Origin of the sequence: Vibrio sp. 10N.222.52.B12, assembly GCF_002875385.1 — a bacterium.
Classification (GTDB): domain Bacteria; phylum Pseudomonadota; class Gammaproteobacteria; order Enterobacterales; family Vibrionaceae; genus Vibrio; species Vibrio jasicida.
Map to the genome: position 1 here is coordinate 35,380 of NZ_MDAW01000164.1, position 18,174 is coordinate 53,553.

Genomic DNA, 18,174 nt, shown 5'->3' on the forward strand with positions numbered 1-18,174 from the left:
CCGAGATCATGTGATCTCGGCTTTTTTATTTCCGATCCAAAATCGATAGCGTTTGCGATCTATTTTATCTGTGCTACCTGTGCATAACTCTGTGAAGTAATTATTCATCAACTGTTCGAAAGCCGGACAAAATAAGGCTTTGTCGTGGTTTTACTGCTGGGGATAGTTCTAAATATACACACAGTTAGATCAAGATCATCACTACATCTTGTGGATCAAAAGTTCAGAATATACTTTATCAACGCAATTCACAGCTTTATCCACAAATGGTTGGAATGTGAACAGTTTAGAATGACCGGACTATCTCTGTGTCTAAGTTTGGCTTTGGATAGGTTACAATGGCGTCACTATACGCAAGTGACTTTAAGCGCCTAAATTTCAGTGCCATGAGGTTGCTTGGGTATATTAATAAGACAATGAGAAAGCAAATGGACCAGTTTCAACATATCGATGTACAAGGCGCGCAAACATTACTTGAGCAAAGTGAAGCTCGGCTTGTTGATATCCGCGATCCTCAATCCTTCGCAGTCGCTCATGCAGAATCGGCATTTCACCTTACTAACGATTCGATCGTGTCGTTTATGGACGAAGTCGAGTTTGAACAGCCTGTTCTAGTAATGTGCTATCACGGCATTAGTAGCCAAGGTGCAGCACAATATTTGATTAACCAAGGCTTCGAACAGGTGTACAGTGTTGATGGTGGCTTTGAAGCCTGGCAACGAGCAGAACTACCGATAGTGAGAAGTTAATGAAAAGATTGGTAACGTTAAATAACCCACGTATGGCGCAAGCCTTCATCGATTACATGGCATCACGCCAGGTTGATATCCAAATCATGCCGGAAGGTGAAGGGCAGTTTGCGCTTTGGTTGACTGATGCGCAGCACGAAGTTGAAGTTGAAGCAGAGCTTAAACAGTTCTTAGCCAACCCTTCTGATCCTAAGTACAGTGCCGCTTCGTGGAACGTTGCCGATACGCGAAAAAGTAAGTTTCATTATGCGAGTCCAAGCATCATGGGCATGATCAAAGCGAAAGCAGGTCCGGTTACGCTCGCGATAATGATCACTTGTGCTGCTATTTATTTGCTTCAACTACTCGGTTTTGGACGAGGTGTATTTGATTGGCTGCACTTTCCTGCATTTGAAGGACAGCAATGGCAATTGTGGCGTTGGATAAGTCATGCACTGTTGCACTTTTCGATAACACACATTGTTTTTAACCTGCTTTGGTGGTGGCAATTTGGTGGGGATATTGAACGTCGCTTAGGTTCCGGTAAGCTCTTACAGCTCTTTGTTATCTCAGCTGCCCTATCTGGCGCGGGTCAGTTTTATGTCGAAGGTGCAAACTTTGGCGGCTTATCTGGCGTGGTGTACGCTTTGCTGGGGTACTTATGGATTCTTGGTTACCGCTTACCTCACCTTGGATTAACGTTACCAAAACCGATTATTGGTTTTATGTTGGTGTGGCTGGTATTAGGTTTTGTACAACCATTTATGGCCATTGCCAATACGGCGCATTTAGTGGGGCTAATTTCTGGAATGGCCATCGCGGTATTCGATTCTGGTAAGCAGAAATACCAACAAGCTTAGGTATGTAAAAGCATTCTAAGGTTACTGACAAAGAGATGCTTTGCTGACAATAAAAAAGACCGCCGATTGGCGGTCTTTTGCATTTTGAAAAGCGGACTTATTGGTAAAGGTATTTGGTAAACAGTAAGTCGGCAATGATGGTTTTGCCTGTTTCTGGTAGCAAGGTCTCGTTGAGTTCTTGGACCAACGTTTTTCGTAGGTCCTCACGACCAGACAACGACTTAATTGTATCTTCGGTTTGCTTACCGAGCAGTTCAATTACTGCATCGCGGATTAATGGTTGATGATGCTCTACCACGGCAAGGTCTTGCTGGCTCATGACCATAATATCGATACGTACCTGCACGTAGCCCAGTTTATTCCCTTTTGTGTAAAAGTTGGTGGTTAAGTCTGGTTCTAAGGTGAAGTACGCGAGCTGTGGTCCAGTTTCTTCTTTTTCGGCCCATGTAGGGGATGAAATAAGCAAGCTTAGTGCGACAATAATTTGGGCTACATAACGTTTGTACATATTTATAACTTTTCTTTCTCTGGATCGCGATATTCGAATCGCTTCAGTCTTGGTACAATAGACCGTCTAAAACAAATAACGGAACTTACAGTTTCAATAAGACGGTAAGTTGTTGCTTTATTGTACGCATAAAGCCACCAATTGAATACTAGTATGAATCAGCCGATATCACTCTATCTTACTTCTTTATTGGAAGTAGAGTGGCAAAACCCCGAAGAATTTGAATTCCCTAACGAATTCGCCAAGCATTGGCTTGAAGAACAGGGCTCTTTGTCACGTCGTTTAGGTCAGCACTGCCAACGTTTAACGGTGGAATTGCTGCATAATCAGATCGTCACTGCTAAGACGTTAAAACAGGATGAGAGCCAGCTATTGTCTGAGCAAGATTGCCTATTGAGAGAGGTGATTTTATGTGGAGACAATACGGATTGGGTCATTGGACGCACGCTTATCCCACGTACAACTTTGGTCGATCAGCAATATGACTTGGCTCAGCAAGGTGATATCCCGCTGGGCTTAACAGTATTTAGCGCTGACAATGTCGAGCGTGACGCATTACAAATGGGCTGGGTACATCTACCTCATGGCCGTTTTTTGGCGCGTCGCTCACGATTGTGGATGAATCACAAGCCGATGTTGGTTGCCGAGGTTTTCTTACCTAATTCACCAGTTTACGCTAAGGAGAAGGTGTAAATGTCCGCAGAAAAAGCCAAAGCATATTGGCAACTGATGCGAATGGATCGTCCAATTGGCTCACTATTGCTCTTGTGGCCAACAGTCTGGGCGCTTGTCATCGCCGCTCAAGGCATGCCTAGTTGGAACGTTCTGATTGTTTTTGTGTTGGGCGTATTTCTGATGCGCAGTGCAGGATGCGTGATTAATGATTTTGCTGACCGTAAGGTTGACGGCCATGTAAAGCGCACCAAGCAACGCCCATTACCCTCAGGTAAGGTGACATCAAAAGAAGCCATTGGCCTGTTTTTAGTATTAGGTGTGAGTTCTTTCTTACTCGTCCTCACCATGAACCCACTAACGATTCAACTTTCGTTTGCGGGCATCTTCTTAGCCTTCATCTACCCATTCATGAAGCGTTATACCCACTTACCACAACTATTTTTAGGCTTAGCATTTAGCTGGGCAATCCCGATGGCATGGGCAGCACAAACTGGTGAACTGCCTTGGATTGTATGGTTTGTCTTTGCGATTAACGCACTGTGGACTATTGCTTATGATACCCAATATGCAATGGTTGACCGCGATGACGATTTGAAGATTGGCATCAAATCAACGGCGATTTTGTTTGGTCGTCACGATAAGTTGGTGGTTGGGATCTTACAGCTCATTACGCTGGCAATGTTGGTGTTGTTAGGCCAACACTATGAACTTGGTCAAAGTTACTATTGGATGATTTTGGTGGCCGCTTCGTTGTTTGTTTACCAACAGCATTTGATTCGTCATCGCGATCGCGATTTATGTTTTAAAGCTTTCCTCAACAATAATTATGTTGGAATGGTGGTCGCTCTTGGGTTGTTTATCGCATTTTGGTAAGCGCTCAGAAAACGCTCTGTTATCAGTCCTGATATGAAAAAGGCATCCAATTGGATGCCTTTTCTGTTTGTATCAAGGTTCTGCTATTTATGCATGAAGTTGGTGGATGCTCTCTTCGATGGTGAGCTTCACTTCTGGATAAAGTAGAACAAACAGCAGTTTGGCAAATTGCTGCGTCTTTTCGAGGTCACAGTTACCATCACAATCTAAGTACTGTTGTTCTTTCAATGTATTGAACATTGCAGTGAAAACACCTTTGTCGAAGAACTCTGGCGCGTTAATACCGTGTAAACGACCCAAACGCTGTGCAATGTCTTGGCTCTTCTGTTCAAGGTCAGATTTACCAAGTTCTTGGTCTGCAACGAGCAGGTTCATTGCAATTGAGTAGCGTTGCAGTGTTTCAGTGATAGTACGGCCCAACAATACCAAGGATTGGTTGTTTGACTGGTTGATTTCCAGTTTATCGCCGTCTTGGCAAACCATCTTCTGCTCAATGAACTCGTTCAACGTCTTAACCACAAGCTCATTCAAATCCTCTTCCTTATAGCTTAAGAACAGCTCTTTCTTCAGGAACGGGTAGATTTGAGCAATGTTCTCTTGAATCTTTTCTACGGTCACGTTGCGCTGACGAATGATCATCTGAGCAATCAATGAAGGTAGAGCGAACAAGTGAATGATGTTGTTGCGGTAGTAAGTCATCAGAATCGACTGGCTACGATCCAGCGAAATGATGTCACCCATGGTGTCGGTTTCAATCACAAACTTATCAAGTAAGATAGCGTGATCCACCAACTCTTCAGCCGTTTCTGTTGGAATTGTTGAAGTATTTGAATATGGGTTGTTCTTAAGTAACTTCAGGTAGCATTCAATCTGGTTGATCAGAGAGTCACGAGATAATGCACGCTGACGAGAAGCCAACAGCGCGGTAGCACATAGAGTTAGAGCGTTAGTCGCAGCCGCATCGTTAATGTGCGTCATCATCTTGTTTGCTAGACCGTTCACCACTGGGTTCATCCATTGTGGTTTACTGCCGCCCATACGATCGATGTCTTTCGTCCACTCAGGAGCGTGTTCATTCAGGTATTGGTTTAGCTGAATCGGCTCGCCGAAGTTCACGTAACCAAGACCAAAGTTGCGCAGCTTACGTAGAGTACGCAACACAAGGCCTGCGTTCTCTTTCTCTTTACGCGAACCACGCAGCTCTTTGGCGTAAGTACCCACTTCCATTACGTGTTCGTAACCGATGTACACAGGCACTAACGTTACTGGACGGTTTAGACCGCGTAGCATGGCTTGAATCGTCATTGCCAACATACCGGTTTTTGCTTGCAGCAGACGACCAGTACGTGAACGACCACCTTCACTGAAGTACTCAACCGAGTAGCCTTTAGCAAACAGCTCTGATAGGTACTCACGGAAAATCGTGGAGTACAGCTTGTTGCCTTTAAAGCTACGACGAATAAAGAACGCACCACCACGACGGAAGATTGGACCCGCAGGGAAGAAGTTCAGGTTGATACCCGCAGCAATATGCGGTGGCACCATACCTTCATGGTACAGAACGTAAGAAAGCAGTAGGTAGTCCATGTGACTACGGTGACATGGTACATACACGATCTCATGACCATCTTGCGCTAGGCGACGAACGGTCGAAGCGTTGTTGATGTGCAAACCTTGGTACAGCTTCGTCCACAACCAGCCAAGAATACGATCGCCGTTTTTCACCAAACCATAAGAGAAGTCCGCTGCAATTTCATCCATGATGTTGTGCGCTTCTTTGCGCGCTTTTTCAATCGAGATGTCTTTGCTTTGTGCTTCGTCTTCAATCGCTTTTTCAATCGCAGGGGATTTCATTAGACGTGCGAACAACACTTGGCGTTGTGGCAAGTTCGGCCCCGAGGCGGCAAGCTTTTGACGAGAGAAGTGAATACGAGCCACGCGCGCCAGCTTATGCGCAATGGCGCTGTCTGTACCGTGAGAGTCCGCCATGTAGCGCAGTGATACTACGGGGCTAAAACGCACCAAACAGTCACGACCAGCACCCATTACCGCTTTCGCTTTTTGTGGCCCATTCATTGGTTGAAGGTACGGTTTGTGGTTTTCTTCTTTACCAGGCTTACGACCCCAAAGTACGGTGGCAGGGATCATTTGTACGTCTAATTCACTATCGAGCTGGTGCAGCTCAAGTAGTTCAGTAAATAGAGAGACTGATTCGCTCGGTACATCATTATCATTGCTCATCACTGTTGGACGTGAAGCAATAAATACGTAGCGAGTAAGGGTTTTGCCATTAATTTCTAGCGGACTGAGTGGGTCAGGTAGACCAAGACTCATCGCTTGTTTTTGTAATGTCAGCAAATCCACGTTCGAACGAAATGGTAAGGCATAAACAATTGGCTTCGTTAGATCGATGTTGAGATCATCAATCGGGTTCGATGGAATTGTGGTGCCCTTTACCATTACCGATAAAGGTAGTTTTAGTAATGAACGTGAAAATGATTGTCCAGAAGACATAAAGTTCACAGCCTCAATAGGTATTCAAACAAGCCTAACCTTATTTCAGTGTCCGCTTCCTTTCCATCAACAGGAAAAGAAATAGGTACGGCTATAGAAATAAGCCTAGGCGATAAATTTTAAGCGCTGCAAGGATAACAGAAACTGGTCAAACCTTTTAATTTTATTGAGTGGAAATTAGTCGAACCCATAGGTTGTTGCTTTCTTTAGACTAAGGAAATCTTTGCTGTTTAAAACGCTAGTTAACTTGAGGTTTGTGGTGGCGTTCATAAAGCGTCGGAAATAAATTAAAAAACAACCAATTGGGTTTTCATTTGTTCATTTACTGGATATACTCACAGTTAACTGTATAAAAAGACAGGTGACATATGAAGCCGTTAACGCCACGCCAACAACAAGTCTTCGATTTGATTAAAAGCAAAATCGAAGACACCGGAATGCCACCAACTCGTGCAGAGATTGCGCGTGAGCTTGGCTTCCGTTCTGCGAATGCCGCGGAAGAACACCTAAAAGCGCTTGCTCGTAAACAAGCGATTGAAATTATCCCAGGCGCATCTCGCGGGATTCGAATCCTACTTGAAGATCCGGCAAACGACGATCAAGGTCTGCCTTTGATTGGTCAAGTTGCTGCTGGTGAGCCGATTTTGGCTCAAGAGCATGTGGAGTCTCACTACCAAGTGGATCCTGCTATGTTCAAACCAAAAGCAGACTTCTTACTTCGCGTAAACGGCGAAAGTATGAGAGACATCGGTATCATGGACGGCGATTTGCTGGCTGTGCATAAAACTCAAGACGTACGCGACGGTCAAGTTGTGGTTGCGCGTGTTGATGATGATGTGACAGTGAAGCGTCTAGAGCGTAAAGGCTCTACAGTACTTCTGCACGCAGAGAACGAAGAGTTTTCACCAATCCAAGTTGATCTAACATCGCAACACTTGACGATCGAAGGTCTAGCAGTGGGTATCATCCGTAACACTGACTGGATGTAGGTTTCTTACCTCAAGCATTCTAATAAAGCCCAGCTCTCTGCTGGGCTTTGTGTTTTCTGCGGTTTCTATTCCCATTTTTATTTTCTTCAAAGCATATTTCTTTTCTTCAAAGCATAGTTACGCTCGCACTGATTCAGAGCGTTTGGCTGTTGCGTTAAAACTTGCAAGTGATATTGAGATTTATTATCATCTAATTCCATTTAACCATTTTCTTTTCGGCGCAAGGAAATGCCCATGTCCAAGCCTCAACATCACGTACCTAATCATCTGTTGAAACCGTTGTTTTTGCGTAGCCGCGAAAGCTTGGTCGATAACGGCTTGGTGTACGATCCGATCGCTGCAAAAGCGTGCTTGAGCTGCAAGATGGCACCAGATTGCATCAGTGGCGACGTCGATCAGAAGCAGCTGCTGCACGTGACTTTAACTCAGTTGTGCGATCAGCAGGTCAGTCACTTTCTTCAACAACACTCAGACGCTTGGATCATCAACGTAGGTGCGGGCTTAGATACGCGCTTCTACCGTTTGGACAATGGTCGTTGTCATTGGATTGAACTGGATGTCACCGAGAATCTGGTTTGGCGTCAGCGATTGTTCCACAAAAACGAACGTTACGAGCATTGTTGCGGCAGCGTAGAAGACATGAGCTGGTTAGACGAGGTGCGCATTCCTGAAAAAGCACCAGTACTGATCCTGTGTGAGATGGCTTTACTCGATTGCGATGAATCACGCGTTGCGACCTTTATTCAGACATTGGGTCGTCATTTTGTTTCGGCAGAAGTGTGTATGGTGCTTGCTGGCGACCTAACTGAAAGTAAATGGGGCCAAAAACTTGGCTCAGATACGTATGCTCACGGTTTTGAAGCTCCGGCAGAGCAAGTCTTGCATTGGTTACCATGGGCACAATGGGTAAAAGCCTTCTCACCATTCGACCGATTCTGTTCACGTTGGAAAGCATGGCAACGTTGGCTGAATAAAATCCCAATGTTGAAGCATCGCCTCACGCCAGTCCTCGTTCACATCAAGTGGTAATTGAATAGGCATTGAACACTCAGGTACACTCGCTGATCTAAACAACGAGGTGCCTGTGACAAACTCTATCTTCTCTCCTTTATCGAATCCTCAAGTACATCGCCAAGTGTTAGCGCTCGCTATCCCTATGGTGCTTTCGAATATTACTGTTCCACTATTGGGCTTGGTTGACGCTGCGGTGATCGGTCACCTTGAACACGCTTGGTATCTCGGCGGTGTTACGCTTGGTAGCACCATGATCAGCGTGACGTTTTGGTTGCTTGGTTTCTTACGTATGTCGACTACAGGGTTGGCGGCGCAGTCTTATGGCGGTGAAGACCGAAAACAACTCGCTTTGGTGCTTATGCAAGGCTCACTAATGGCATTGCTGTTTGCGTTGGTCTTTCTTATTGCTCATAACCCAATCGCGGACCTGATCTTTGGTTGGAGTGATGCCAGTGCTGAAGTGAAGCACTATGGCATGCAATATTTCTCTATCCGCGTATGGAGTGCACCTGCTGCACTGATGAACTTTGTTTTGTTGGGTTGGCTGCTTGGAACACAAAATTCCAAAGCACCAATGTGGATGGTGATCATCACCAACGTGACCAACATCGCGCTCGATTTACTGTTTGTGATTGGCTTGGGCTGGAAAGTAGAAGGCGCAGCGCTGGCATCGGTGATTGCTGATTACTCAGGCATGGCGTTTGGCTTGATGTGTGTGTGGAAAACATGGCGTGCACGTCAGTTACCATCTCCGAAGAGCCTGCTAACCGATACTCAACATGGGCTAGGGCGTTTCGTAAAACTCAATCGCGATATCTTCTTACGTTCGCTATGTTTACAAGCTACGTTTAGCTTTATGACTTTCCAAGGTGCGAGCTTTGGTGATGATGTGGTTGCGGCTAATGCGGTATTGATGAGTTTCTTGATGATGATTTCCTATGGCATGGACGGTTTCGCTTATGCCATGGAAGCCATGGTTGGTAAAGCGATTGGCGCGAAAGACCGAGCGCAACTCAGTGCTTCGTTGATTGGTACGTTCTTCTGGAGTCTGATCATCTGTTTAGGTTTGACAGCGGTATTTGGTTTGGCGGGATCGCAATTGATCGCCATGATCACTTCGATTGACGCGGTGCAGCAGCAAGCGTCGATATATTTACCATGGCTGGTGGTCATGCCATTGGCATCGATGTGGTGCTTCCTGTTTGATGGCATTTTTGTTGGTGCCACCAAAGGTAAAGACATGCGAAACAGTATGTTTGTGGCGACTTGCTGTTTCTTCGCGATATTCTTTTTGTTCTCTGGCTGGCAAAACCATGCGCTATGGTTTGCGATGACCAGTTTCATGGCAATGCGAGGGGTTGGACTCGGCGCTATCTTTTTCTATCAATGGCGCAAGGGACGCTTTCTTGTCTAGTTACACATAAAAAAACAGCAGGTCGAGACCTGCTGTTTTAGCTTTTGGATCATGGCAACCCAATTGAATTAGAATAATCGGTTCAAACCGTTCAGTGCTGCTACGCGATAGGCTTCTGCCATCGTCGGGTAGTTAAAGGTGGTATTGACGAAGTATTCAATCGTATTGGCTTCACCTTTTTGTTCCATGATGGCCTGACCGATGTGGATGATTTCTGCAGCGCGCTCACCAAAGCAGTGAATACCAAGAATCTCTTTGGTTTCGCGATGGAAGAGGATTTTCAAACTGCCGATGTCTTTACCTGCAATCTGTGCACGAGCGAGATGTTTGAATGAAGAGCGTCCCACTTCGTAAGGCACTTTCGCCGCAGTCAGCTCTTGTTCGGTTTTGCCCACAGAGCTAATTTCTGGAATGGTGTAGATACCCGTTGGGATGTCATCAATCAGATTGCCGTCAGCTTGTCCTTTAGTGATGGCTTGTGCCACGAAACGACCTTGGTCATACGCTGCACTCGCTAGGCTAGGGTAGCCAATCACATCACCGACTGCGTAGATGTGTTCCACTTCTGTACGGTAGTTACCATCTACTTTGAGTTGTCCGCGTGAATCACCTTCAAGTCCAACCGCAGGTAAGTTGAGTTTGTCTGTGTTACCCGTTCGACCGTTAGCATACAGTAGGCAATCGGCTTTCATCTTCTTACCAGATTGAAGATGTACGATAACGCCATCTTCGGTGCCTTCAATTTTCTCGAATGTTTCATCGTTACGAATTACCACACCACTGTTCCAGAAGTGGTAAGACAATGCATCTGAGACTTCGTTATCTAAGAAAGAGAGCAGACGGTCGCGAGTGTTAATCAAGTCGGTCTTCACGCCTAAACCGCGGAAAATAGATGCGTATTCACAGCCAATCACGCCCGCACCGTAAATAATGATGTGGCGAGGGTCGTGTTTCAGACTCAGGATGGAGTCGCTGTCGTAGATGCGTTCGTGCAAGAAGTCGACGTCGTTCGGTTGGTAAGGGCGGGAGCCCGTGGCGATGACGAACTTATCTGCCGAATAGATTTCTTCTGTCCCGTCACTTTGCATCACGGCAATGGAGTAATTATCGATAAAACGCGCAGTGCCGAATAATAACGAGCATGAGTTGCGATCATAAAAGCCCTGACGAAGTCGCGTTTGCTTGTCGATGACCGATTTTGCGTGGCCTAAAATGTCAGAAAATGTTGCATGAAGGCTGGTGTTATTACGACAGAATAGCGGGTTGCTATTGAATTCAATGATTCGGCTAACAGCGTGACGCAATGCTTTAGATGGTATGGTTCCCCAGTGCGTACAACCGCCACCAACACTGCTTTCCTTTTCTACGATGGCAACATTTAGGCCTGCTTTGGTTAACCCCATTGCCGCCCCTTCTCCGCCCGGGCCACTACCAATTACGATCACGTCATAGTGATTAGCATGCGCCATGATGTCTTCCTTGTTATATTTGTTTAACATTGCTGTAGCGGGATTTTAACTCATTTACTCTAGGAGGAACATGTTATGCCGACTAGAGAGTGGAAGTGATCACGCAGAATCAACCAAAAGAACGAATTGGTATGTTGCATGTCTACTATTTGGATGGAGAGGATTGCAATTGGATGCATGCCAGTAGTAACGTGCTCGCCGCTTATTGGCAGACAACGTTACTTTATACGTGGGGTCGATATGCGTTATATTGAGGTTCTTGTACCCGATAGAAAAAGAGCAAGTTTAAGAATGAAATCGATGGGAATCCGCGCGCAGCAAAAAGAAAAAACACGTCGATCACTGATCGATGCGGCATTTAATCAACTCAGTGCGGACCGCAGCTTTTCTAATCTCAGCTTGCGAGAAGTCGCCCGAGAGGCTGGAATTGCGCCAACTTCTTTTTATCGTCACTTCAAAGACATGGATGAGCTTGGCTTAACCATGGTAGATGAAGGCGGTTTGTTGTTACGCCAACTAATGCGCCAAGCGCGTCAGCGTATTGTCAAAGAAGGCAGTGTGATTCGAACTTCGGTTGAAACCTTCATGGAATTCATTGAAAGTAGTCCTAACGTATTCCGCTTATTGTTGCGTGAGCGCTCTGGCACTTCTTCTGAATTTCGTACTGCCGTCGCTCGAGAAATCCAGCATTTTGCGGCAGAATTAACCGAGTATTTAATAAGCACTGGCATGACCAAAGAAGAAGCGTTTACTCAAGCAGAAGCGTCAGTCACTTTGGTATTCAGTTCTGGTGCTGAAGTTTTAGATTTAGATCGACGCGAGCGCGATGAACTCGCCGAGCGATTGATCATGCAATTGCGAATGATAGCCAAAGGGGCCTATTGGTATCGCAAAGAACGTGAACGTAACCGATTAAAAGGCGGGATAGAATAATGTCGAATGGAAATAAATCTGAAAAGAAAACGCTGATTTTGGCACTGGTTGCAGGTATGTGTGGTGATGCTTTATTGTCATGGTTGACCATGAGTGAAGTATCTTTCTCAATCTTCCCTTTGATTGCACTCGTGCTAGCAGTACAGGCGCTTTACCAAGAATACCTTAACAACCCTGTATCAGAAGATATCCCGCTAGTTGGTTTGGCGTGTTTCTTTGTTGGTGCATTTGGCCACTCTGCTTTCATCAAAGCACAATACCCAGAAGCCGGCTCTAACTTCTTCGCGATTCTGGTTTCAATGATTCTGTTGGCTTGGGTTGGTAAAAAGCTGGGCTTTATGGAGAAGAAAGCTTCTGCTGAATAAGCAAAAAAAATTCAATAAAAAGCGAGCCAATGAGCTCGCTTTTTTTGTATTTGACGCTGGTGGATTACGCTTTACGTTCTAGTAAAACGCCCGCTTCCATATGGTGTGTGTAAGGGAACTGGTCAAACAGAGCAAAACGAGTCACATTGTGCGTTTCACATAGAATGTCCAAGTTCTCTTTCAAAGTATCAGGATTACAAGAGATGTACATGATGCGCTCGTAACCTTGCACCATCTTACAAGTGTCGACATCCATACCTGAGCGTGGTGGATCGACAAAAATCGTGTTGCAGTTGTAGCTCTTTAGATCCACTCCTGCATCTTGTAGGCGGCGGAATTCACGTTTACCTTCGATTGCTTGAGTAAATTCTTCTGCTGATAGACGTAGGATTTGTACGTTATCAATCTCATTTGCTGCGATGTTGTATTGCGCAGAAACCACAGATGGCTTCGCCAATTCAGTTGCAAGAACGCGGTCGAAGTTTTGTGCCAGCGCCAGAGAGAAGTTACCGTTACCACAGTAAAGCTCTAGTAAGTCGCCAGTGCTTTCTTGAGTGCAGTCGACCGCCCATTCCAGCATCTTCTCTGCTACTTTGCCGTTTGGCTGTGTGAAGCTATTTTCAACCTGCTGGTAAATGTAGCTTTGACCGTTTACGTCCAGCTTTTCGATCACGTAGTCGCGGTCTAAGACAATCTTCATCTTACGAGCACGACCAATGATGTTTAGGTTGAAGCCTTCATCATTTAAACGTTGCTTAAGTGCTTTTGCGTTTTCAATCCACTCTTCATCAAGTTGGCGATGGTAAAGCAGTGAAACCAGAATCTCGCCACTTAAGGTCGATAGAAAATCCACTTGGAACAGCTTGCGACGCAAGGATTCATTATCTTTCATCGCATCCACTAAGAGTGGCATTAGGTCGTTGATCAGACGGCTAGCTGCTGGGAATTGGTCTACTCGATATTTCTCACGAGTTTCCTGATCGAACATGATGTAGTACAGGTCTTCACCTTCATGCCAAACACGAAACTCAGCACGCATACGGTAATGCTGCTCTGGTGATTCAAACACTTCCAGCTCTGGCACGTTGTATGGCGCGAACATATCCGTGAGACGTTCGACTTTTTCAGCCAGTTGTTCTTGGTAGCGTTGTGGATTTACATCAAGAGTAGCCATGATCTTACCTTTTATGGTGCATTCAATTTTAGAGCGCAGATTTTATTCAATCTCAACAGTATGTCCAGTTTTGTACTCTATTTGGTTTAAAGATAGTGTGTTCTGTGTCAGTTGATACGCAAATGAACCAAAACGTTACAATTGTTAGGGCTAATATTGGCTGGACAAATAATCAATAGCTTAATAGTATTTGCCCCAAGCTGGTGCTATCTAGCAATCTAGATGGCTGAAATGGGAATCTGGTGAGAATCCAGAACTGACGCGCAGCGGTAAAAGAGAACGAACGCTCATCAAGACACTGCATTAGTTTATGTGGGAAGTCGAGCAATTAGGTGGTACTGCCATGCTCTTGAGTCCGAATACCTGCCAGCAACTGAGCCACAGCACTGGACTACTTAAGACGAGTAGGGCTCGGTAGGAATTACGCGAATTAGGACAATACAATGAGAAAAACGTTTCTTGCGATCACGTGTGCATCGCTGCTTTCACCTACCTTTTATTTACAGGCCCAAGAAGCCTCTGCAGACGAAACGGTTGTGGTTACCGCAAACCGATTCCAGCAAATTGATGGTGCGGTTCTCGCACAAACCGTTACGGTAACTAAAGAAGATATTGAGCGCCTGCAAGCAAACAGTCTGTTTGATGTGTTCCGTACATTACCGAGTGTTGAAGTTGCCCAGTACGGTGGACGTGGTCAATCCGCCTCTATTTATGTACGAGGTGGTAGCTCATCCCAAGTTCTTGTTTTAGTCGATGGGGTTCGTATGCCTCGTGCGATTATGGGCGGCGTCGATTTTAATCAGTTTCCAATCAATTCTATTGAACGTATCGACTACATTCGTGGTGCGCGTGCTTCTATTTATGGCTCAGAAGCGATTTCTGGCGTAATCAATATTATTACTCGTGCGAACATTGATAGTGATGCAAGTCGTGTGTCCGCTGGTTATGGTTCGGACAATCATAAAAAAGGAACGTTTGTTGTCTCTAAGCCAGTCGGTGAAGGTAAACACTTTAAGGGCGTATTAGGCTACGAGAAAACCGATGGTTTCAATGTGAAGCCGTTGCCAGGTGTGAATAATGGCGATGAGCACGGCTTTGAAACGCTCAACCTAAAACTAGGCTACCAACAAAACTTCTCTGATAACTTATCAGGCTACGTTGGTCTGAGTGCTTACAATAATGAGTATGACTACGACAACAGTAGTTATGGAAACCCAGCATGGGGCACCGTTGATAAACACGAGAAGAAAACCGGTGAAGTTGAGTATGTCGGCGCCGATCTGTCGTTGGAATACAACAAAGACGTGTACTCATCTGAGTTGAAATTGGCTTACGGCCAGCAAGACAACTATGACCATAAATCAGGTCAAAGCAAATCAACCGGCGATCACGTTGCTATTGAGCAGTTCAATGCGATTTGGTTGAACTCGTACAGCGTAAACGAAGAGCTGAGCGTTGGTGGTGGTTTGGACTACCGCACAGAAAAGCTAACCAAGGGTTATATTGCCCCAAGTGATTGGGGACCTGCTAAAGATTACGACCCAGAAAAGAACCCAAGAACCAATTTTGGAGCTAGCGCAATTGCTCAATATGCGTATGACGTATGGACGTTAGAAGCGAGCGTACGTAACGATGAAAACAACCAATTTGGCAGCAACACCACTTGGCAAACTGCTGCGGGTTGGACGTTTTACGAAGGTTATGAATTAACGCTAAGCCACGGTACCGCTTTCCGAGCTCCGAGCTTTGTTGATTTGTATTATCCAGGTTACGAAATGCCAAATCTAAAACCTGAAGAATCAGAAAATACCGAGCTGTCACTATCGGGAGCTGTATCGATCCTTGATTGGACGGTAACGGGTTACTACAACCAAATTGAGAACATGCTAATTTGGGAAGGTGCGGGCATGCAAAATGTCGGCGAAGCAGAAATCAAAGGTGTAGAACTAGAGGTGAAATTCGATACAGATATCGTTTCTCATGAGTTTTACTTAGATTACAAAGATCCAGTCGATAAATCTGGTGCAGAAGATACTCAACTGGCATACCGCGCCAAGCGTGGTGCCAAGTGGAATGCTTACGCGACGTTTGACCAATGGACATTGGGCTCACAGTACCTCTACCAAGGTGAACGTTTTAATGGCAGTACAAGATTATCGAGTTACAGCCTATGGAACTTCACCGCTTCTTACGCGGTGAACCAAAACTGGGATGTTAATGCGAAGCTAAGTAATGCCTTCGATAAAGATTACGAGATGTACTCAGGTTACGCGACGCCGGGGCGTCAGTACTTTGTCTCGGCGGACTACCGCTTCTAATCGAATCCAACAAGACCGCCACATCGGCGGTCTTTCTTATTGTGAACAAAGAAGCTGGTGTAAATCGGTAACGAGGCAAGTAAATGACAAAGGCAAAACGTGTTGTGATTAGCTGGTCGAGTGGTAAAGACTCCACGTTAACGTTAGAGCGTCTAAACGAAAATCCGCATTATCAGGTGGTTGGCTTGTACACAACTTATGTTGATAAAGAAGTTCCTTTCCAAGCAACGCCACTTGAGGTTGTGCAAATGCAGGCGGACTTACTTGGTCTTTCGCTCATTACCATCGAGCTGCCCGAAGTCTTCCCGAGTAACGACATTTATCAATCGACCATCGTTCATGCATTGGAAAATAGTGGGCTGAATGTAGAAGCTGTCGCGTTTGGTGATATGTTCTGCAATGGTATAGCTGATTATCGACGTAGCTATATTGAGCCTGCAGGTTGGGAATGTGTATTCCCATTACTGGGGGAAGAGAGCAAGGCATTGGCATTTGAAATTGTCGAGCGCGGTATTCAAACCATGCTAATCACCATCGATGGAGAAGTATTGCCGTCGGAGTGGTGTGGACGTTGGTATGACAAAGCGCTGATTGAGTCATTACCCGGTCATATTGATCCCTGCGGAGAAAATGGCGAATTCCATACATTGGTGACATCAACTCCATCATTTCAAGGACATATAGAATTGACTAAGCTTGAAGTGGAAATAGGGGAGCGATTCAGCCATCAAAGATACCAAGCCAAAGCATTGCCAAAACAAATCTAACCAGTATGATCGCCGAGTCTCTAATTTGCAGGTAAGACTCGTGCGAGCATCAAGTAAGAAAAAAGTCCTAGTGTTTGACTCCGGTGTTGGAGGGCTATCGGTCTTTCAAGAAATCCACCGACTTCTTCCACACATGGATTACTTGTATCTATTCGACAACGAAGCTTATCCATATGGCGAGCTCGATCAAGATGTACTGATCACTCGAGTCAATCAGCTAGTGGCGGCATTGGTGGAAGAGCATCAAGCCGATATCGTGGTTATTGCGTGCAATACGGCAAGTACCATTGTGCTGCCTTCCTTGCGCGCTAATCTATCCATTCCAGTGGTTGGAGTGGTCCCAGCAATAAAGCCTGCTTCTTTACTTGCCTCTCTAGGTGTCGGGCTCATTGCTACGCCAGCGACCGTCACTCGTCAGTATACTCATGAGCTGATTCGCGATTTTGCTCAAGGAAAACCTGTTGAATTGTTAGGTTCTACTCGCTTAGTGGATATGGCGGAAGAAAAGCTGCGCGGGGAAAGTATCTCTTTAGTAGAACTCGAAAGCATTCTTCTACCGCTACGCAATAAAGTGGATGTTGCAGTACTTGGCTGTACTCACTTTCCTTTGATTAAAGATGAAATCAATCAAGCGTTAGGTGGAGAAGTCACGCTAGTTGATTCTGGCGAAGCGATTGCTCGTCGAGTAAAAGCGTTACTCATGAGTGATATGAAGCAAGAGAGTAAAGAGGAAGGGAGCAAGAAAATTTATGCCAGTGCACCTCCTTGGCAAGAAGATGCACTGAATATCTGTCTGGCAGAACTAGGTTTTAATCCTGTTCAAGTTTACCGCCATCCGGATGTTTAGGGTCGTTAGCAATTCGAACTTTCAGAGTTCGCTCCATATATTCCTTTTCATTGAGTTTCGCGATAGCAGGTTTGGCATCAGCCGCGGCCATCACGACAAAACCAAACCCTCTTCTTTTACCGGTGCGTTTGTCTTTCATTAAGCGCACCGCATAAACCTGCCCATACTCCGCAAACAAATCACGAACGTGACTCTCATTTGCTTTATAAGGCAAGTTGCCGACATACAGCGTTTTGGTCGAAGGATCGGAATCAGAAGGTTGAATAACAGGTGTCTTGCTAGAAAGTGAAAACAGAAAAGCAGTAGCGACAACACCAATAACAAAGCTCAAGGCTGGTGGAACCGGTAATTGAGAGAAGATAACTCCCCCGATAACCGCTAACCCAGCACACAAGGTCAGATTTTTTTTAGACGTCATTTTGATTACTACATATAGATGATAAAGAAATTGTCTGTCTATTAACAAAGTAGACACATGGATCTTACGTATATGGTTGGTGTTTTTCCAACCAATTGCTGTGATATGTCTCAAATGTGACGAAGAAATATGCAGATATAACGCATTTGATGGATAAGTGAGCGCTTGAATCGTTTTTTTAAAAAAAGGGGTTGCGCTCATTTCTGAATTCCCTATACTGCGCATCCACCGACACGGAGTGAGACGAAAGTCACACAGCGAGTCGGGAAGAGAGAAAAAAGAATTTGAAAAAATGCTTGACTCTCTCA

17 protein-coding genes and 1 riboswitch are annotated in these 18,174 nt (G+C 45.3%); of the genes, 12 read left to right on the forward strand and 5 right to left on the reverse strand.

Features of this window, described 5'->3' with window-relative positions; all coding sequences use genetic code 11:
- Positions 1–428: 428 nt before the first annotated feature.
- Entirely contained in the window at positions 429–749 is a 321-nt protein-coding gene (gene glpE, locus BCT11_RS26045) for a thiosulfate sulfurtransferase GlpE (RefSeq protein ID WP_102389666.1), read from the forward strand.
- Positions 749–1,588, forward strand: a complete 840-nt coding sequence (gene glpG / locus BCT11_RS26050; protein ID WP_038872563.1) for a rhomboid family intramembrane serine protease GlpG — start codon at positions 749–751, stop codon at positions 1,586–1,588. Before glpE ends, glpG begins: the two co-directional genes overlap by 1 nt.
- Before the next feature lie 97 nt (positions 1,589–1,685).
- Here glpG and BCT11_RS26055 read toward each other — a convergent pair whose 3' ends face one another.
- Complete coding sequence (locus tag BCT11_RS26055) at positions 1,686–2,096, reverse strand: flagellar basal body-associated protein FliL (RefSeq protein WP_038872565.1); 411 nt, start codon at positions 2,094–2,096, stop codon at positions 1,686–1,688.
- Positions 2,097–2,249: 153 nt separating this feature from the next.
- On the opposite strand from BCT11_RS26055, the gene BCT11_RS26060 reads away from it, so the two are divergent.
- Entirely contained in the window at positions 2,250–2,789 is a 540-nt protein-coding gene (locus tag BCT11_RS26060; RefSeq protein ID WP_171375192.1) for a chorismate lyase, read from the forward strand.
- Positions 2,790–3,644, forward strand: coding sequence for a 4-hydroxybenzoate octaprenyltransferase (gene ubiA, locus BCT11_RS26065; protein ID WP_038872570.1), 855 nt, complete (start codon positions 2,790–2,792; stop codon positions 3,642–3,644).
- An 87-nt stretch (positions 3,645–3,731) separates the two neighbouring features.
- Here ubiA and plsB read toward each other — a convergent pair whose 3' ends face one another.
- Positions 3,732–6,158, reverse strand: coding sequence for a glycerol-3-phosphate 1-O-acyltransferase PlsB (gene plsB / locus BCT11_RS26070; protein WP_102389670.1), 2,427 nt, complete (start codon positions 6,156–6,158; stop codon positions 3,732–3,734).
- A 368-nt stretch (positions 6,159–6,526) separates the two neighbouring features.
- Here plsB and lexA point away from each other — a divergent pair, with 368 nt between their 5' ends.
- From lexA to dinF, 3 genes are all read left to right on the forward strand, one after another.
- Complete coding sequence (gene lexA / locus BCT11_RS26080) at positions 6,527–7,147, forward strand: transcriptional repressor LexA (RefSeq protein WP_102389671.1); 621 nt, start codon at positions 6,527–6,529, stop codon at positions 7,145–7,147.
- 234 nt (positions 7,148–7,381) lie between these two features.
- A complete protein-coding gene (locus BCT11_RS26085; RefSeq protein ID WP_102389673.1) occupies positions 7,382–8,176 on the forward strand; it encodes a class I SAM-dependent methyltransferase in 795 nt (264 codons plus the stop codon).
- Positions 8,177–8,231: 55 nt separating this feature from the next.
- Positions 8,232–9,575, forward strand: a complete 1,344-nt coding sequence (dinF, locus tag BCT11_RS26090; RefSeq protein WP_198594003.1) for an MATE family efflux transporter DinF — start codon at positions 8,232–8,234, stop codon at positions 9,573–9,575.
- Between the two features lie 68 nt (positions 9,576–9,643).
- On the opposite strand, the gene sthA is transcribed toward dinF, so the two are convergent.
- Positions 9,644–11,074 carry a Si-specific NAD(P)(+) transhydrogenase gene (gene sthA, locus BCT11_RS26095; protein ID WP_080869724.1) on the reverse strand — a complete coding sequence of 477 codons (1,431 nt, stop codon included), beginning with the start codon at positions 11,072–11,074 and terminating at the stop codon, positions 9,644–9,646.
- A gap of 261 nt (positions 11,075–11,335) precedes the next feature.
- On the opposite strand from sthA, the gene fabR reads away from it, so the two are divergent.
- A complete protein-coding gene (fabR, locus tag BCT11_RS26100) occupies positions 11,336–11,977 on the forward strand; it encodes an HTH-type transcriptional repressor FabR (RefSeq protein WP_010444457.1) in 642 nt (213 codons plus the stop codon).
- Positions 11,977–12,342, forward strand: coding sequence for a YijD family membrane protein (locus BCT11_RS26105; protein ID WP_038872582.1), 366 nt, complete (start codon positions 11,977–11,979; stop codon positions 12,340–12,342). Before fabR ends, BCT11_RS26105 begins: the two co-directional genes overlap by 1 nt.
- Before the next feature lie 64 nt (positions 12,343–12,406).
- Here the strand turns inward: BCT11_RS26105 and trmA are convergent, their stop codons facing one another.
- Positions 12,407–13,516, reverse strand: a complete 1,110-nt coding sequence (trmA, locus tag BCT11_RS26110; protein ID WP_038872585.1) for a tRNA (uridine(54)-C5)-methyltransferase TrmA — start codon at positions 13,514–13,516, stop codon at positions 12,407–12,409.
- Between the two features lie 184 nt (positions 13,517–13,700).
- Positions 13,701–13,902, forward strand: a riboswitch (cobalamin riboswitch).
- A 57-nt stretch (positions 13,903–13,959) separates the two neighbouring features.
- On the opposite strand from trmA, the gene BCT11_RS26115 reads away from it, so the two are divergent.
- From BCT11_RS26115 to murI, 3 genes are all read left to right on the forward strand, one after another.
- A complete protein-coding gene (locus BCT11_RS26115; protein WP_102389676.1) occupies positions 13,960–15,834 on the forward strand; it encodes a TonB-dependent receptor in 1,875 nt (624 codons plus the stop codon).
- Positions 15,835–15,917: 83 nt separating this feature from the next.
- A complete protein-coding gene (locus BCT11_RS26120) occupies positions 15,918–16,601 on the forward strand; it encodes an ATPase (RefSeq protein WP_102389678.1) in 684 nt (227 codons plus the stop codon).
- A 40-nt stretch (positions 16,602–16,641) separates the two neighbouring features.
- A complete protein-coding gene (murI, locus tag BCT11_RS26125; RefSeq protein WP_038882251.1) occupies positions 16,642–17,448 on the forward strand; it encodes a glutamate racemase in 807 nt (268 codons plus the stop codon).
- Here murI and BCT11_RS26130 read toward each other — a convergent pair.
- Positions 17,411–17,866 carry an RNA-binding protein gene (locus BCT11_RS26130; protein ID WP_038873069.1) on the reverse strand — a complete coding sequence of 152 codons (456 nt, stop codon included), beginning with the start codon at positions 17,864–17,866 and terminating at the stop codon, positions 17,411–17,413. The genes murI and BCT11_RS26130 overlap by 38 nt on opposite strands.
- Between the last annotated feature and the right edge of the window lie 308 nt (positions 17,867–18,174).

Excerpts from the sequence above, each read along its gene's own strand:
- BCT11_RS26085 (WP_102389673.1), top strand. The coding sequence starts at position 7,382 with ATGTCCAAGCCTCAACATCACGTACCTAATCATCTGTTGAAACCGTTG.
- BCT11_RS26130 (WP_038873069.1), bottom strand. The coding sequence starts at position 17,866 with ATGACGTCTAAAAAAAATCTGACCTTGTGTGCTGGGTTAGCGGTTATC.
- BCT11_RS26105 (WP_038872582.1), top strand. The coding sequence starts at position 11,977 with ATGTCGAATGGAAATAAATCTGAAAAGAAAACGCTGATTTTGGCACTG.
- BCT11_RS26055 (WP_038872565.1), bottom strand. The coding sequence starts at position 2,096 with ATGTACAAACGTTATGTAGCCCAAATTATTGTCGCACTAAGCTTGCTT.
- glpG (WP_038872563.1), top strand. The coding sequence starts at position 749 with ATGAAAAGATTGGTAACGTTAAATAACCCACGTATGGCGCAAGCCTTC.
- BCT11_RS26115 (WP_102389676.1), top strand. The coding sequence starts at position 13,960 with ATGAGAAAAACGTTTCTTGCGATCACGTGTGCATCGCTGCTTTCACCT.
- BCT11_RS26060 (WP_171375192.1), top strand. The coding sequence starts at position 2,250 with ATGAATCAGCCGATATCACTCTATCTTACTTCTTTATTGGAAGTAGAG.
- fabR (WP_010444457.1), top strand. The coding sequence starts at position 11,336 with ATGAAATCGATGGGAATCCGCGCGCAGCAAAAAGAAAAAACACGTCGA.
- lexA (WP_102389671.1), top strand. The coding sequence starts at position 6,527 with ATGAAGCCGTTAACGCCACGCCAACAACAAGTCTTCGATTTGATTAAA.
- sthA (WP_080869724.1), bottom strand. The coding sequence starts at position 11,074 with ATGTTAAACAAATATAACAAGGAAGACATCATGGCGCATGCTAATCAC.
- ubiA (WP_038872570.1), top strand. The coding sequence starts at position 2,790 with ATGTCCGCAGAAAAAGCCAAAGCATATTGGCAACTGATGCGAATGGAT.
- trmA (WP_038872585.1), bottom strand. The coding sequence starts at position 13,516 with ATGGCTACTCTTGATGTAAATCCACAACGCTACCAAGAACAACTGGCT.
- glpE (WP_102389666.1), top strand. The coding sequence starts at position 429 with ATGGACCAGTTTCAACATATCGATGTACAAGGCGCGCAAACATTACTT.
- BCT11_RS26120 (WP_102389678.1), top strand. The coding sequence starts at position 15,918 with ATGACAAAGGCAAAACGTGTTGTGATTAGCTGGTCGAGTGGTAAAGAC.
- plsB (WP_102389670.1), bottom strand. The coding sequence starts at position 6,158 with ATGTCTTCTGGACAATCATTTTCACGTTCATTACTAAAACTACCTTTA.